Raw genomic sequence first — 16,135 nt, forward strand, 5'->3', positions numbered from 1 at the left:
TTCTCCGTCTTCAACACCCCCAACGGCTACCCCCCCTCGGTCAGCTACCGCCCCCGAAGGGGCGGGGGGGGGGGGGGGGGGGCCCCCCCCCCCCCCCCCCCCCCCCCCCCCCCCCGGTACGGCGGGCCGTGCTCAGGCGGCCGGACCGGCCTTCGCGGCGGCTCCGGCCAGGGACTCCAGGTCGCTCTTGCGCACCCGGATCACCAGCAGGGCGGTGGCCAGGGCGAGTCCGGCCATCGCGACGGCGGCGAGGAACGCGGTGGAGATGCCCTGGGCGAGCACCAGGTCCCCCCAGGGGTCGGGCAGTTGCTTGGTCTCCTTGAAGGCGGCCAACTGGCCCGGATCCGCCTGCGCCATGAAGGCAGGGACCTGCTTCTCGGCCTCGGTGCGGCTGGCGGTGCCGAAGACGGTGACCAGGATGGACAGGCCGAGCGAGCCGCCGACCTGCTGGCTGGCGTTGAGCAGCCCGGAGGCCGCGCCGGCCTCGTGCGGCGCCACCCCGGAGACGGCGGTGAGGGTGAGGGTCACGAAGTTGAGGCCCATGCCGAGGCCGAAGAGCAGCATCGGGCCGAGCACTCCGGAGAGGTAGGAACTGTCGGTCCGGAGGAAGGTCAGCCAGACGAGCCCGGTTCCGGTGAGCGTGGAACCGATGACCATGAAGGGCTTGGGGCCGAAGCGCGGCAGGAAGCGCTGCGAGAGACCGGCGGCGGTGACGATGGCGACCGTCACGGGCAGGAAGCCGAGCCCGGCCTGGATGGGCGAGAAGCCCAGGACGTTCTCCACGAACTGCACGATGAAGAAGAACATGCCGAACATCGCGGCGGCGAGGCCGAGCATGATCACGTAGGTGCCGGTGCGGTTGCGGTCGGCGAACATGCGCAGCGGGACGATCGGCTCGGGGGCCCGCGACTCGATGAAGACGAAGAGTGCGAGCAGGACGAGCGCGGCCGTGAAGGAGCCGAGCGTGAGCGAGTCCCGCCAGCCCTCCTCCGAGGCGCTGATGAACCCGTAGACGAGCGAGGCCATGCCGCCGGTGGACGTGACGGCTCCGGCGATGTCGAAGCGGCCGGGGTGGCGCTCGGACTCGCTGATGTAGAGCGGGGTCAGGACCGCGATCAGCAGGCCGATCGGCACGTTGACGAACAGGACCCAGCGCCAGTCCAGCCACTCGGTCAGCATGCCGCCGGCCAGCAGGCCGATCGCGCCGCCGCCCGCGGAGACGGCGGCGAACACCCCGAAGGCCCGGTTGCGCTCGGGACCTTCGGCGAAGGTCGTGGTGATCAGCGCGAGCGAGGTGGGGGACGCGATGGCGCCGCCGACCCCTTGCAGGGCGCGGGCGGCGAGCAGCTGCCAGGGCTCCTGGGCGAAGCCGCCGAGGAGGGAGGCGAGGGTGAAGAGCAGGATGCCGGTCAGGAACACGCGGCGTCGGCCGAGGATGTCGCCGGCCCGGGCGCCGAGCAGCAGCAGGCCGCCGAAGGTGAGGGTGTAGGCGCTGAGGACCCAGGAGAGGTCGGTGGTGCTGAAGCTGAGGGCGCTCTGGATGTGCGGGAGCGCGATGTTCACGATCGTCGCGTCGAGGACGACCATGAGCTGGCATGCGGCGATGACGGCGAGCGCCACTCCGGGGCGCCCCTCCCGGCGTGCCGCGCCCGGTATCCGGGGCGTCGTGAGTTGAGAAGTTGTCACTGAGGATCCCCCCCAAAGTGAAATAGTGAACGTATTCGTTCACTACGGGGCTACGGTAGGAGTGGAGCGTTAGGGAACGCAAGCGTTCTCTAACGTTGAAATCATGTGTTTCGGGCACGGGGGCCGGTCGGGAGGTGGAGAGATGGTGGATTCGCGCTGGTCGGCGGGGTCGTCGGGGCGCAGGCGGGGTCCCGAACTCGAACGGGCGATTCTCGACGCCGCGTTGGAACAGCTGAGCACGGTCGGCTGGAACGCACTCACGATGGAGGGTGTCGCGGCCGGCGCGCAGACCGGCAAGGCCTCGCTCTACCGGCGGTGGCCGTCGAAGGCGGACCTGGTGGACGAGGCGCTGCGGACCGGGCTGCCGCAGATCGGTGAGATTGCCGACCACGGGTCGATTCGCGAGGACCTCCGTCTGCTGTGCGTGCGGATGCGGGACGTCATGCACTCGCGTGCCGGGCAGGCCGTGCGGTCTGTGCTTCACGAATGCGACCACATGCATGCGGAGCGGTTCCACGGGGTCATCCTGTCCGGGGTGCACGAGCCGGCCCAGGTGTTGATCAAGGAGCTTGTCCAGCGGGGAATCAAGCGTGGTGACGTCCGGTCGGACGCGACGGGTCCGTTTGTCGTGGATGTCATTCCGGCGATGCTGATGTACCGCGCCAAGGTGTGCGGTAGCGAATGGGTGGACGCGGATATCGCGGAGCTGATCGACGAGGTGATGGTGCCGCTGCTCCGCAGGTGAGACGCGCCGGGCGCGCTGCGGAGCGCGTGGAGCGGGATCCGCGCCCGGCCGGATGCGGGTCGGACCCGGGCGGGGGTGTGCAGTCGGCTCGGGGCGGCGTAACCTTGCTGGCGCCATGCCGTACGAAGCACCCACCCACACCGTCGAACGCTCCCTCCGTGCAACCACCGGCGCCAAGGTCATCGCCGGGGTCGACGAAGTCGGACGAGGGGCCTGGGCCGGTCCCGTCACCGTGTGTGCGGCGATCACCGGCCTGCGTCGGCCGCCCGCAGGGCTCACCGACTCCAAACTGCTCACCCCCAAGCGCCGTGATGCCCTCCTCGATGTCCTGGAGGACTGGGTCACCGCGTACGCCCTCGGGCACGCCTCGCCCGAGGAGATCGACGAGCTCGGGATGACGGCCGCCCTGCGGCTCGCGGCGGAGCGCGCCCTGGAAGCCCTTCCGGTGCGGCCCGACGCGGTGATCCTCGACGGCAAGCACGACTATCTCGGCCCGCCCTGGCGGGTCCGTACGGTGATCAAGGGCGACCAGTCCTGCGTCGCCGTCGCCGCGGCCTCGGTCATCGCCAAGGTCCGGCGCGACCGCATGATGGCCGAACTGGGCGAACAGGGCAGCGGAATAGCGGACTTCGCCTTCGCCGCCAACGCCGGATATCCCTCGCCCGTGCACCGGGCGGCGCTGGAGGAGTTGGGGCCCACCCCCTACCACCGGCTCTCGTGGTCGTACCTCGACGCGCTGCCCCGCTGGCGCCACCTGAAGAAGGTGCGCCGCAGCGAGGAAGCGGCGGAGCTGGAAAACGGAGGCCAACTCGGCTTCGATTTCTGATCGCACCCATGTGCCACCGGCCGGTACGTTTCGTACCGGTGTTTGATAGACATCAACTCACGCCTCTCACACCCGCCATCGAGGAGCCTCAGATTCACGAGAGTGCCCAGGGTCCCCGCGTCACGCCGGCCGCGAGCCGCACCGCGCAGACCCCCCGCCCCGTACCTGGTCCGCGTCCCGCCGCCGTCCCGCGGCCCGGACGCCCCGGCCCGGCCCGGCCCGCACCGCCCGCACCGCGTGCGCCGCAGGCCGCCTCCGGATCCGTTCCCGCAGCCCCGGCTGCCCCCACCGCGCCGTCCGTCTCCGCGGCGGTGCCGCAGATCCAGCTGATCCCGGCCTCCGCCGAGGGTGCGCTGGACGCGGCCGAAGAGGCCGTCGACCTGCTGCTCGACACCGGGCGCGCGCCCGGCGACATCCTGGTGCTCACCACCGGCGACCCGCACCCGTGGGCCGCACACGAGCTGTCCTTCGGCGAGGCCGCGTACTGGGCCCTGCACGACGCCGGGGACGACGTCTTCTACGCGGACACGGCGCAGGTCCAGCGCGCCACCAGCCGTCCCGTCGTGGTCTTCGCGGCCAACGGCGGAGCGGTCGACACGGTCGCGGGCAGCCTGCCGGTCGCGCTCACCCGGGCGGGTGCGCTGCTGATCGTGTGCGGCGACCCACAGCAGATCAACTCCGTGCTGGGTGCGGGCGTCTGACGCCCTGTACCCCGGTACGGGCGAGGGGCGGGGCGGGCCTTTCGGTCGGCCCCGCTGAAGCCCCTGGGGGTGTCAGCGCGCGGCGGTCCGGCGCAGGGCCTCGACCGCGCCGCCGCCCGTGTGCAGGGCGAGCGGGGAGAACTCGGCCGCGGTGTCACCGAGGCGCTGCGGACGGGAGTCCGAGCCGGGCCGGCGGCCGCCGCGGCCCTCGCCCAGCACCTGCCAGCCGCCGCGGGTCAGCGTGATGTACGCGCCGCAGCGCAGCCCGTGCAGGGTGCAGGCGTCCCGCAGCCCCCACATCCACGCCCCGTCCTCCTCGGTCCACCGCTCGTCGCCCTCGCGGCAGTAGAGCAGCACCGCGGTCCGTACCGGGGTCCGGCGCCGCAGGTCGTGCGGGAGGATCCGGCGCAGCCGGGACAGCAGGGCGTTGCGGTACTCCCAGCCGTCGGCCGAGACGGACCGCTGCACGAAGGAGGCGCTCGCCACGAGCTGCTCCTCCGGGCCGAGGACGGCGATCACCGCGGTCGAGGGCACCGGGCTGTGCCGGGAGTGCAGGCCGCTGACGACCTCGCGCGGATTGCGGAGCAGCGGAATGCCCGCCGCCGTCCATTCCGCGGGTTCCAGCAGCCTGCCGTGCCGGCTGGCGCCGCCGGTGGCCGTTGCCAGGGACGTGGTCGAGGGCGGCGTATGTCCGAAGGTCACGGTCCTCCCTTCGGGTACACGCCCGTGGACGGGCACGGCTGGAGTTGGGCGCGCCGCAGCGCGGCCCAGGAGAGTGCCGAGGAGCCGAGCGGGAGCACTCCAATTCTCGCGTGGTATCCGAGGGTGCGGCAACGAGCAATTGACGCCGCAGACCGGAATTCGCCGGTATGCCGTTCATATCCTTGCCCCGCCACGCCGGTGATGACGCACATTCGGCTGGTCCGCGAGACGGGCTTCCCCGATCACCGCGCGGGCGGGGGACCGTTCGAGAGCGGGTCGTCACGCTGGGTGAGTTGGCCGATTGTCCTTGCCATCGGGTTGCATGGGGGCATGGACAACCTGGAGCTCCGCACCGAAGCCGATGCCATCCTCGCTGAGCTCGTCGGTGCCCCGGGGGGTTCGGCGCGGTTGCGGGAGGACCAGTGGCAGGCGGTGTCGGCCCTGGTGGAGGACCGCCGGCGCGCACTGGTGGTGCAGCGCACCGGCTGGGGCAAGTCGGCGGTGTACTTCGTCGCCACTGCTCTGCTGCGCCGGCGCGGCGCGGGCCCGACGGTGATCGTCTCGCCGCTGCTGGCGCTGATGCGCAACCAGGTCGAGGCGGCGGCGCGGGCCGGCATCCAGGCGCGCACGATCAATTCCGCCAACCCGGAGGAGTGGGACACCATCTACGGGGAGGTCGAGCGCGGCGAGACCGACGTCCTCCTCGTGAGCCCGGAGCGCCTCAATTCGGTGGACTTCCGCGAGCAGGTGCTGCCCAAGCTCGCGGCCACGACCGGTCTGCTGGTGGTCGACGAGGCGCACTGCATCTCCGACTGGGGCCACGACTTCCGCCCCGACTACCGCCGGCTGCGGTCGATGCTCGCCGATCTCGCCCCCGGAGTGCCGGTCCTGGCCACGACCGCCACGGCCAACGCACGGGTCACGGCGGACGTGGCCGACCAGCTGGGGACGGGGAGCGGGGGCGCGCTGGTCCTGCGCGGGCCGCTGGACCGCGAAAGCCTGCGGCTGGGCGTGCTGGAGCTGCCGGACGCGGCGCATCGGCTCGCGTGGCTGGGTGAGCGGCTCGGTGATCTGCCGGGCTCGGGGATCATCTACACGCTGACGGTGGCGGCGGCGGAAGAGGTCGCGGCGTTCCTGCGGCAGCGCGGGTATCCGGTGTCGTCCTACACGGGGAAGACCGAGAACGCCGACCGGTTGCGGGCGGAGGAGGACCTGCTGGCGAACCGGGTGAAGGCGCTGGTGGCGACCTCCGCGCTGGGGATGGGCTTCGACAAGCCGGACCTCGGCTTCGTGGTGCACCTGGGGTCGCCCTCGTCGCCGATCGCCTATTACCAGCAGGTGGGGCGTGCGGGGCGCGGCGTGGACCACGCGGATGTGCTGCTGCTGCCGGGGCGGGAGGACGAGGCGATCTGGGCGTACTTCGCCTCGGTGGGCTTCCCGGCCGAGGAGCAGGTGCGGCGCACGCTGGCGGTTCTGGAGCAGGCGGGGCGTCCGCTGTCGCTGCCCGCGCTGGAGCCGTTGGTGGATCTCCGGCGCTCGCGGCTGGAGACGATGCTGAAGGTCCTGGACGTGGACGGGGCGGTCAAGCGCGTGAAGGGCGGCTGGACCTCCACCGGCCAGCCGTGGGCGTACGACGCGGAGCGGTACGCGTGGGTGGCCCGGCAGCGGGCGGCGGAGCAGCAGGCGATGCGGGACTACGTGGCGACCACGGGGTGCCGGATGGAGTTCCTGCAGCGGCAGCTCGACGACGAGAAGGCGGCCCCGTGCGGTCGCTGTGACTCCTGTGCCGGGCCCTGGCTGGACGGCGCGGTCTCGCCCGGCGCGCTCGCGGGCGCGGCGGGTGAACTGGAGCGGCCGGGGGTCGAGGTCGAGCCGCGCCGGATGTGGCCGACGGGGATGGCCGCGGTCGGGATCGACCTCAAGGGCCGCATCCCCGAGGGCCAGCAGGCGGCCGGCGGGCGTGCGCTGGGAAGGCTGTCGGACATCGGCTGGGGCAACCGGCTGCGTCCGCTGCTGTCGGAGCAGGCCGCGGACGGGCCGGTTCCGGAAGACGTGCTGGCCGCCGTCGTGACGGTGGTGGCCGACTGGGCGCGCTCGCCCGGCGGCTGGGCCGGCGGCGGCCCGGACGCGGTGGCGCGGCCGGTGGGCATCGTCGCCATGCCCTCCCGCACCCGTCCGCAGCTGGTGGCCTCCCTGGCCGGGGGCCTGGCCCGGGTCGGCAGGCTGCCGCTGCTGGGCAGCCTCGCCTACACCGAGCAGGCCGGCGACCACGCGCCGCACCGCAGCAACTCCGCGCAGCGGCTGCGCGCCCTGGCCGCTTCCTTCACCGTGCCCGACGAGCTGGCCGCCGCCCTGGCCGCCACCCCCGGGCCGGTCCTGCTCGTCGACGACTACACCGACTCCGGATGGACCCTGGCCGTGGGCGCACGCCTCCTTCGCCGGGCCGGAGCCGGCCGGGTGCTCCCCCTCGTCCTCGCCCAGGCCGGCTAGGCCCTGTCCGGGCGATCTTCGCGGGCCCGCGCTGCCTGGCACGGCACCTCGCCGCGTTGTCGGATCGCGCGAGTACGGTCAAGTACGAGCTGCGACCCTCCGCCTTGCGATGCACCGCACCAGACAACGCGGGCTGATCCACGAAGATCGCCCGGACAGAACCTAGGCCCTGTCCGGGTGGCCGGCCCGGTCCGGGCGGACAGGGCCTTCGGCCTGCGAAATCACCAGGCGGCGGGATTGTTTTCCGGCCAACCAGCCCAGGTTGGATCGGGCCTGCGCGTGGAGTGAAGCGGACGTGCCCCGACTACCCCCACCTGGGAGGACGCCGAGGGCGTCGACGACCTTCCGCTCGTGCTCGTGAGCCCCGACGGCTGTGCCCGGCGGGCGGGCCGGTCGTACTCGTGTCGCGTGCCGCGGACATCGGCGGCCGGCCGACGGTCCGCGGCCGCGCCCGGGCGGTGTCGCAGTGCCGTGGCCGTGTTCCGGAGGATTGCTCGCCCTTGATCCGCATGTCCTGAGCGGCCGATCGCCCGGACAGGATGGCCTGTTCTCGACCATCCTGCCTGCGTTTCCCCATGGACCATGCGGCATGATCTACGAGACTTGATCTGTACCAGGGGGCGGGGAGGTCCGGCGGGGGAACGGCTCGGATCGGGAGTTCTCGGGCCATTGTCACTGGTGGCCGGTGTCGCACCGTTGACGCGGGAGGGCCCGGCAGTGGGCCGCCCCCCTGTATTGATCCGCATGTCCTGACCGGCCGTCCGTCCCGGCGAGACGGCCTCTTCTTGGATTGCCCGTCGGGGAGCCCTGGCGGGAAATACACGGCAATGTCTACAAGGTTCGATCTGTACGGGGGCGGGGAGGTTCGGTGGGGGAACGACTCGGATTCAGAGTTCTCGGGCCATTGACAGTGACGGTCGGGGACCGCAGCGTCCAGGTGGGAGGAGCCCGGCAGCGGGCCATCCTCGCCCTGCTGATCCTCAGTCCCGGGCGCGTCGTCCCGGTCGACACGCTCGTCGACGTCGTGTGGAACGGCAGGCCGCCGGCCACGGCCCGCACCCAAGTGGCGATCTGCATCGCCGCGCTGCGCAAGACCTTCAAGGCGGAGGGCGGCGGGGACGATGTGATCGTCACGGCCCACCCGGGCTATCTGCTCAACACCAAGGAACACGACGTCGACTGGGTCGACTTCGCCACCCTGGTCGGGCAGGCCGAGCAGGAGGCCGGGGGCGGGCGGCTCGCCGAGGCCGCGCACCACTACGCCGAGGCGCTCGCCCTGTGGCGGGGTCCGGCGCTCGCGGGCGTGATGGGGCGGCCGGTCGAGGACGAGGCCGGGCGCCTGGAGGAGTACCGGCTCAACGCCTTCGACGACTCGACCGCCGTACAACTGGAGTTGGGCCAGCACCACGAGATCGTCCCGGAGCTGGCCGCCGTGGTCAGGGACCAGCCGCTGCGCGAGCGCACCCTGGGGCACCTGATGCTGGCCCTGTACCGGTCCGGCCGCCGGGCGGAAGCGATGGAGACCTTCCGCAAGGTGCGCAGGCAGTTCATCGACGAGCTGGGCCTCGAACCAGGCCCCGACCTTCAGAACCTGCACGACGCGATCCTGCAGGACGCCCCGTCCCTCGACGCCCCGAAGGCCTCCCCGGCCGCGCCCGCACCCGCCGAGCCGCGCGTCGTGCCCTCCGAACTTCCGCCGGACATCCCGGGATTCATCGGCCGCAGCGCCGAACTCGCAGGTCTCGACGCCCTGATCGCCGAGGACGGCGACACGCGTGGGCCGCGGGTCGGACTGATCGCAGGGGTGGCGGGGGTCGGCAAGACCGGACTCGCGGTGCGCTGGGCCCACCGGGTCCACGACCGCTTCCCCGACGGCCGCCTCTACGCCGAGATGCGCGGCTACGACGGGAACCACCCGCCCACCGAAGCGGGTGACGTACTCAGCCGCTTCCTGCGCTCGCTCGGTGTGCTGAGCGACCACATCCCGCACGGCCTGGAGGAGCGGACGGCGCTCTACCGGTCGTTGCTCGCCCACCGCAAGATGCTCATCGTCCTCGACAACGTGCGCAACTACAGCCAGATCAAGGACCTGCTGCCGGGTGTCGGCGAGTGCTGCGTCGTGATCACCAGCCGGGAGCAGCTGGAAGAGCTGGTCACCTGGCCGCCGCAGGCCAGGGTGCACCTGGGCCTGCTCTCCGAGCCGGAGGCGGTCGGCCTGCTCGGTGCGATCGTCGGCGAGGGGCGGATCGCCGGCAACCCGGCCGAGGCGACCGCCCTGGTCGGGCTGTGCGACCGGCTGCCGCTGGCGCTGAGGATCGCCGCGGCCCGGCTGGCCTCCAAGCCGCACTGGACGGTGCGGCACATGGTGAACCGCCTCCGCAGCGAGCGGCAGCGGCTCGACGAACTCAGCCAGGGAGAGTCCCAGGTCCGGGCCAGCCTGGAACTGAGCTACCGCTACCTCTCCGACGGCGCGGCCCACCTCTACCGCAACCTCGGGCTGCTGACCGCCCCGGACTTCGCCGCGTGGTCCGCGGCCGCCCTCCTGGACCTCGGGGTGCTGGAGGCCGAACGGCTCATCGAGCAGCTCGTCGACGCGCAGTTCCTCGAAGCGGTCGGTCTCGACGCGACCGGCCACATGCGCTACCGCTTCCAGAACCTGCTCCGGCTGTACGCGGGCGAGTGCGCGGCGCGCGAGGAGAGCGAGGAGCAGCGGTGGGCCGCCCGGGACCGGCTCTTCCGCACCTACCTGACCCTCGCCGAGGAGGCTCATCGCCGCGAGTACGGCGGAGACTTCAGCGTGCTGCACGGCTCGACCCGGCGCCGTCCGCTCGACCCGGAGCTGACGGACGAGCTGCTGGTCGCGCCCCTGGAGTGGTTCGAGGCGGAGCGGCTCTCGCTGCGGACCGTGATCGACCAGGGCGCCGAACTCGGCATGGACGAGCTGGTCTGGGACCTGACGGTCTCGATGGCGGTGCTCTTCGAGACCCGCAACTACATCGAGGACTGGCGGATGTGCGCCGAGCGGGCCCTGGCAGCCACCCGCGCCTCGGGCAACGTCCGCGGGCAGGCCGCCATGCTGACCGACCTGGGCGCCGTGGAGCTGCGGCTGCGCAACCTGCCGCTCACCGCGGCCAGGCTGGAGGAGGCGCTTGCCCTGCACATCGAGGTCGGTGAACGCCACGGCGAGGCGCTGACCCTGCGGAACCTGGCGATCCACGACCGGATGCAGGGCGAGCTGGGCATCGCGATGGGGCGGCTCCAGGTGGCGCGCGAGATATTCGAGGAGGTGGGTGACCGCTCCTCCGAGGCGCACACGATGAACAACATGGCGCAGATCGAGCTGGACCTGGGCAGGCCGGAGGAGGCCATCCAGCTGGGTCTGGAGGCGGTGCGGCTCTCCGAGAGCACCGGCCGGGGCGGGGCACGGGGCGTCGCGATGAGCATTCACCGGCTCGCCCGCGCCTATCTGGCGCTGGGGCGTTCGGAACAGGCGGAGGAAGCGTTCCTGCGCGTGGTGCACATCGTCAAGGAGAAGTCCGACATGGTCGGCCTCTCGCACGCGCTCCTCGGTCTCGGGGAGACCCGCCTCGCGGCCGGAGCCGGGCAGCAGGCACTCGACACGCTCACCGACGCCCTGGACATCGCCTCGCGGATCAACAGCCCGCTGGTGGAAGGACAGATCAACATGGCCATCGGCGGGACGCTGCGGGCCCTGGGCCGGCCGGGCGCCGAGAAGTACCTGACGGACGCGCAGGCCATCTTCGACCGGATCGGTGCCAGACCCTGGCAGGAACGGGCGGCGTTGGCCATCGGCTCACCCGTTCACTGAAAGGGCCCGGCCCTCCCCCCGTCCGCCCCGCGGCCCGCCATTTGTTCCGGTTTTCCCACATGGTCGCGGGTGTCCCCGCCCCGTAGCGTTCTTTGTCTCGGCACGTACACCACGACCGAGTAGGGAAGGCGCGGATCATGGACGCCACGGCTGGGGCTGTTATCGCGGCCGCTGTCATGCTCAGCTGCACGATGCTCGTCGTCGCGGCGCTGTTCTGGTTCTCCACGGGACACAGTCGTCGCCGGTACGCCGCCGTCGAGCGGATCGCCGTGGAGCAGGAGGTGCTGCGGGGTGAACTGACGGAGGTCTCCGGCCGGATACGTGCGATCCAGGGGCTCCTTGAGGACTCGGTCGACCAGTGAGCCCGAGAGGGACGGCGAGAAGGGGCGGCATCCTGGATGCCGCCCCTTCGCCGTTCCCTGCCGCTCTCCGCCGTCCCTGCCGCCTCTGCCGTCTTCGCCGTTACACGCCGGGCTCGGGATCGGGATCGGGCTCACCGCAAAAACCCGTACCGGCCGCAGGGGACGGCCGGTACGGGGAGTCGCGGGGGCGCGGGGGGTCAGACGTCGCGGCGCTTGAGCATGGCGGACGCGACCGCGATGACGGCCACGCCCCACAGGGTGCAGACACCCAGGCCCTGCCAGGGGGTGAGCAGCGCGTCCGCGCCGGGGTGGGCGAAGATGATCTGCTGGCCCGCGTTGGCCGGGAGGTAGGCGGCGACGTGCCGGCCCGCCTCGCCGGGCAGGCTGCCCGCCATCGGCCCGAGCACCAGCAGGAAGCCGAGGACGCCGGCGACCGCGCCCGCGGTGTGCCGCACCAGCGCGCCGATGCCGAGGGCGAACAGGCTCATCGCCGCGAGGAACAGGCCGCTGCCCACGACCACGCGCAGGACCTCCGGGTCGCCGAGGGCCACCGGGGCGTGCTCGTGGAGGAGGGCGGACCCGGCGAAGAAGGAGGCGAACGCCGTGATCTCGCCCGCCACCAGGGTCACGAGGGCGAAGGCGGCCGCCTTGGCGACGAGCACCGGTGTGCGGCTGGGGACGGCCAGGACGCTGGCCCGGATGGTGCCGCTGGTGTACTCGCTGGTGATGACCAGAACACCGAGCACCGAGATGATCAACTCGCCGACGCCGAAGGCGCTGAAGATGATGCCCAGCGGGTCGGCCGTGACCTTGTCACGGTTCGCCTGTGACGCGGTGTCCCATCCGGCGGCGGTGACGGCGCTCGTCGCGACCGCCGCGCCGACCGAGGCCACCAGCATCAGCAGCAGCGCCAGCAGCGTGGAACGGACCGATGTGATCTTGACCCATTCGGCCCGCAGCAGGCTGATGAAGCCGACCGACTTGACCGGTCGGGACTGAAGGGGACGGGCTACTGCGGTGGTCATGCCGCGCTCCTGTGGGTGAGGGGGGACGAGGCGGCGGAGTCCGCCTCCGGGGCGGGGCCGCCGTACTCGACGCTGGCGCCCGTCATCTGCATGAACGCCTCCTCCAAGGAGGAGCGCTGCGGGGTGAGTTCGTGGATGGCGACCCGCTCGGCGCTCGCGAGTTCGGCGATCCGGGGGGCGTCGATGCCGACCACGGTCAGCCGGCCCGGGTCCGCCTCGCTGACCGACGCCCCCGCGGCGACGACGGCGTCGGTGAACCGCACCGCGTCGGGGGTGCGCACCAGGACGGAGTCCGTGCGCGAGTTGCGGGCGATGAACTCGTCGACCGGGCAGTCGGCCAGCAGCGTTCCCCGGCCGATCACGATCAGGTGGTCCGCGGTGACCGCCATCTCGTTCATCAGGTGGCTGGAGACGAAGACCGTACGTCCCTCCGCGGCCAGCGACTTCATCAGATTGCGGATCCACAGCACGCCCTCGGGGTCGAGGCCGTTGACCGGCTCGTCGAGGACGAGGATCTGCGGGTCGCCGAGGAGCGCCGCCGCGATGCCCAGGCGCTGCGCCATGCCGAGCGAGAAGCCGCCGGCCCGGGCCTTGCGGACCTCGGTGAGGCCCACCCGCTCGAGGACCTCGTCCGCCCGGGAGGCGGGCAGGCCCTGGGTGTGGGCGAGGAAGCGGAGGTGGTTGTAGGCGCTGCGGCCCTTGTGGAACGCGCGCGCCTCCAGCAGGGCGCCGATGGTGCGCAGCGGGTTCTTCAGCTCGCCGTAGGGGCGGCCGCCGATCGTCGCGCTGCCGCTGTCGGGCCGGTCGAGGCCCAGCAGCAGACGCATGGTGGTCGACTTGCCGGCACCGTTGGGGCCGAGGAAGCCGGTCACCTTGCCGGAGGGGATGGTGAAGCTCAGGTCGCGTACGGCCGTCTTGCCCCCGTACTGCTTGGTCAGATTGCGGGCTTCGACTACGGGAGCCGGTGCGGGCATGTCAGTTCTTCCCTTCGGACGCGCTCGTGCGGGTCAGCGCCGTGAGTCGCTTGTCGATCTCGCCGGCCAGGGCGTCGGCGTGCGGCACGAGATAGAAGTGGTCGCCCGGGAACGGCCGGGCGGAGAAGTCGGCGGGACTGGCGTCGGCCCAGGCCAGGACGGACGCGACGGACACGTCGGGGTCCGCGGTGCCGTAGAACGCGGCGACCGGGATGCCGAGTTCGCTCAGCTCGGCCTCGGTCGCGTAGGCCTCCAGGAGCCGGTAGTCCGCACGGATCGCGGGCAGGGCGAGGTCGAGCAGATCGGGGTGCTCGAGCGCCGGGGCCAGCGGCCCGCCGCGGCGGCGGACGTCGGCGACCAGGGCCTCGTCGTCGGCGAACCGGAACACGGGGAGCCGGTGCGGGGCCGCCCGCCCGGAGACCATGAGCAGCCGGGGGGCGTCCTTCGAGCGCCGCAGCCGCAGGGCGACCTCGTACGCCACGGAGGCGCCCATGCTGTGGCCGAAGAACGCTGTGGGGAGCGCGGGCAGTTCGCCGAGCGCCGCGGTGATCGCATCGGCGAGTTCGGCCATGTCGGTGACCGGGTCGTCGGCGATCCGGTCCTCGCGGCCCGGGTAGCGCACCGCGAGCACCTCGGTGTCCGGTGACAGCCGGCCGGGCCAGTCGCGGAAGAAGCTGGCGGCTCCCCCCGCGTGCGGGAAGCAGACGAGGCGGACCCGGGGGCGGGCCGTGGTGTGCAGGGTGCGCAGCCAGGTGGCGCTGAGGGCACGGGGGGTCAGGGCGGTGGTCGTCATGCTCTATCGCCTTCTGCGGAATTGGCGGGCGGCCAGCGGGGCGAGGACAGCGATCATGCCGAGGCTCCAGGCGAGCGCGGCGATCACGTGGTTGCCGGCGGGGGTGCCGGTCAGCAGCGCCCGGGAGGCGTCCACCACCGAACTCATCGGGTTGTGCGCGACCAGGAAGCCGAGCCAGCCGGGCATCGTGCCGGGCGCCACGAAGATGGAACTGCCGAACTGGAGCGGCACCATGGCCAGCATGCCCACGCTCTGCACCGTCTCGATGGTGCGGGCGGTCAGCCCGATCAGGGCGTGCAGCCAGGCCAGTGCGATTCCGTACAGCAGGATCAGGGCGATCGCGGCGGCCGCCTGGAGCGGGCCCGTCTGCACCCGGAAGCCGATCAGCAGGGCGAACGCGAACACCACGAGCAGGCTGACCAGCATCCGCAGGGCGTCCGCGAGGATGCGGCCGGCGAGGACCGCCGACGGGGCCATCGGCAGGGTGCGGAACCGGTCCATCACGCCGTTGCCGAAGTCGACGTTGAGGCTGATGCCGGAGGTGCGCGAGGCGATGGTGGTGGTCAGTGCCATGATGCCGGGCATCACGTACTGGCGGTATTCGGCGGCGCTGCCGGAGATCGCGCCGCCGAAGATGTAGACGAAGATCAGGGCGAAGACGACCGGCATCAGCGTCGCGTCCAGGATCTGGCCCGGGCTGCTCAGCACCTTGCGCAGATTGCGCCGGGTGATGGCCAGGGTATGGCCGACGGCCCGGCCCGCCGCGTGAATGCCGCCTACGGCGACGGCCGAGCTCATGCGGCGCTCCTGGTGGTCTCGGCGCCGGTGCGCCCGGCGGTGCTCCTGGGGGTGAGCGGTGAGGCGCCGGCCGGCGTGTCCCGGGCGGCGTCGCTCACGGCGTCCGGCGGAGTGCCGGTCAGCGTGAGGAAGACGTCGTCGAGGCTGGGCACCTGGGTGTCGAGCCGGGCCATCGGAATGCCGCAGGAGCCGAGCACCCGGACAGCCTGGGTGATCAGGCGGCCCTCGTGGTCCAGCGGCAGCCGGACCAGCCCGTCCCGCTCGTCCACGGCGACCGGGCCGAGGCCGGCCTGCTCCAGGGCGTGGCGGACCTCGATGAGGTCCGCGCGGTCCTGCGGGGTGACGTGGAGCACCGGACCGCCGATGCGCTCCCGCAGCTCCAGCGCGGTGCCGGAGGCGATGACCTCGCCGCGGTCGATGACGGTGATCGCATCGGCGAGCGCCTCGGCCTCCTCCATGTACTGCGTGGTGAGCAGCACGGTGGTGCCGTTCGAGGCGAGGGAACGCACCTCGTCCCACAGGGCATTGCGGCTGCGCGGGTCGAGTCCCGTGGTGGGCTCGTCGAGGAAAAGGACCCTCGGGTCGCCGAGGAGGCTGGCGGCGAGATCGAGGCGCCGCCGCATTCCGCCGGAATAGCCCTTCACCGGCCGTCCGCCGGCCTCGGTGAGGCGGAATCGCTCCAGCATTTCATCGGCGCTCGTACGGGCCTTGGCGCGGCCCATGCTCAGCAGCCGGCCGATCAAGTAGAGGTTTTCCCAGCCTGAGATGTCTTCGTCGACAGCGGCGTACTGCCCGGTCATTCCGATCAGGCAGCGCACCTCGCGGGACTGGCGCGCCACGTCGTAGCCGTGGATGAGCGCCTGCCCCGAGTCCGGTTTGACCAGGGTGGACAGCATCCGGATGGTCGTGGTCTTGCCCGCGCCGTTGGGGCCGAGGAGGCCCAGGACGGTGCCCTCGGGAACCTCGAAGGAGACACCCCGCACGGCGCGGGTGTCCCCGAATGTCTTAGCCAGGTCTTCTACGCGTATCGCAGGGGTCGTGATCGTCATCGGATCGATCCTCTCGGTGTCCGCAGGAACAGCGGCGAGGCAGAGGCTAGGACGCTCTTTTATCGATGACTTATCGAGATGGTTTGCCGCGCCGCCCGGTCGGCTGAAAGGCTCTCGATAACGCCATGAAAGAGCGGCTTCTTAATGTCCATCGC

The 16,135-nt window shown here is 72.0% G+C and carries 13 protein-coding genes; 6 read left to right on the forward strand and 7 right to left on the reverse strand.

The window, feature by feature from the left end:
• Positions 1-132: 132 nt before the first annotated feature.
• Entirely contained in the window at positions 133-1,686 is a 1,554-nt protein-coding gene (locus ACZ45T_RS15280; RefSeq protein WP_468441284.1) for an MFS transporter, read from the reverse strand.
• Between the two features lie 142 nt (positions 1,687-1,828).
• On the opposite strand from ACZ45T_RS15280, the gene ACZ45T_RS15285 reads away from it, so the two are divergent.
• The 3 genes from ACZ45T_RS15285 to ACZ45T_RS15295 all read left to right on the forward strand — a co-directional run bounded on the left by ACZ45T_RS15285 (position 1,829) and on the right by ACZ45T_RS15295 (position 3,958).
• Positions 1,829-2,431, forward strand: a complete 603-nt coding sequence (locus ACZ45T_RS15285) for a TetR/AcrR family transcriptional regulator (protein WP_468441286.1) — start codon at positions 1,829-1,831, stop codon at positions 2,429-2,431.
• A gap of 115 nt (positions 2,432-2,546) precedes the next feature.
• On the forward strand, positions 2,547-3,257 hold the full coding sequence (locus ACZ45T_RS15290; protein ID WP_468441288.1) for a ribonuclease HII: 711 nt from the start codon (positions 2,547-2,549) through the stop codon (positions 3,255-3,257).
• Between the two features lie 8 nt (positions 3,258-3,265).
• Entirely contained in the window at positions 3,266-3,958 is a 693-nt protein-coding gene (locus ACZ45T_RS15295) for a hypothetical protein (protein ID WP_468441290.1), read from the forward strand.
• Between the two features lie 72 nt (positions 3,959-4,030).
• Here the strand turns inward: ACZ45T_RS15295 and ACZ45T_RS15300 are convergent, their stop codons facing one another.
• Complete coding sequence (locus ACZ45T_RS15300; protein WP_468441292.1) at positions 4,031-4,660, reverse strand: hypothetical protein; 630 nt, start codon at positions 4,658-4,660, stop codon at positions 4,031-4,033.
• Between the two features lie 330 nt (positions 4,661-4,990).
• Between ACZ45T_RS15300 and ACZ45T_RS15305 the strand changes: the two genes are divergently transcribed.
• The 3 genes from ACZ45T_RS15305 to ACZ45T_RS15315 all read left to right on the forward strand — a co-directional run bounded on the left by ACZ45T_RS15305 (position 4,991) and on the right by ACZ45T_RS15315 (position 11,341).
• Positions 4,991-7,150: a DEAD/DEAH box helicase gene (locus tag ACZ45T_RS15305; protein ID WP_468441294.1), complete on the forward strand. Its 2,160-nt coding sequence runs from the start codon at positions 4,991-4,993 to the stop codon at positions 7,148-7,150.
• Between the two features lie 910 nt (positions 7,151-8,060).
• Positions 8,061-10,979, forward strand: a complete 2,919-nt coding sequence (locus ACZ45T_RS15310; RefSeq protein WP_468441561.1) for an AfsR/SARP family transcriptional regulator — start codon at positions 8,061-8,063, stop codon at positions 10,977-10,979.
• 137 nt (positions 10,980-11,116) lie between these two features.
• Positions 11,117-11,341 carry a hypothetical protein gene (locus ACZ45T_RS15315; RefSeq protein WP_468441296.1) on the forward strand — a complete coding sequence of 75 codons (225 nt, stop codon included), beginning with the start codon at positions 11,117-11,119 and terminating at the stop codon, positions 11,339-11,341.
• A 197-nt stretch (positions 11,342-11,538) separates the two neighbouring features.
• On the opposite strand, the gene ACZ45T_RS15320 is transcribed toward ACZ45T_RS15315, so the two are convergent.
• The 5 genes from ACZ45T_RS15320 to ACZ45T_RS15340 are packed head-to-tail and all read right to left on the reverse strand — an operon-like array spanning position 11,539 to position 15,980.
• On the reverse strand, positions 11,539-12,366 hold the full coding sequence (locus ACZ45T_RS15320) for an ABC transporter permease (RefSeq protein WP_468441298.1): 828 nt from the start codon (positions 12,364-12,366) through the stop codon (positions 11,539-11,541).
• Positions 12,363-13,340: an ABC transporter ATP-binding protein gene (locus tag ACZ45T_RS15325; protein ID WP_468441300.1), complete on the reverse strand. Its 978-nt coding sequence runs from the start codon at positions 13,338-13,340 to the stop codon at positions 12,363-12,365. Before ACZ45T_RS15325 ends, ACZ45T_RS15320 begins: the two co-directional genes overlap by 4 nt.
• Before the next feature lies 1 nt (position 13,341).
• Positions 13,342-14,133, reverse strand: a complete 792-nt coding sequence (locus ACZ45T_RS15330) for a thioesterase II family protein (RefSeq protein ID WP_468441302.1) — start codon at positions 14,131-14,133, stop codon at positions 13,342-13,344.
• A 3-nt stretch (positions 14,134-14,136) separates the two neighbouring features.
• Positions 14,137-14,931 (reverse strand): ABC transporter permease, encoded by a 795-nt coding sequence (locus tag ACZ45T_RS15335; RefSeq protein ID WP_468441304.1) that lies wholly within the window; start codon positions 14,929-14,931, stop codon positions 14,137-14,139.
• Entirely contained in the window at positions 14,928-15,980 is a 1,053-nt protein-coding gene (locus tag ACZ45T_RS15340; RefSeq protein ID WP_468441306.1) for an ATP-binding cassette domain-containing protein, read from the reverse strand. Before ACZ45T_RS15340 ends, ACZ45T_RS15335 begins: the two co-directional genes overlap by 4 nt.
• Positions 15,981-16,135: the final 155 nt, after the last annotated feature.

The organism is Streptomyces sp. NPDC030995, assembly GCF_055571215.1.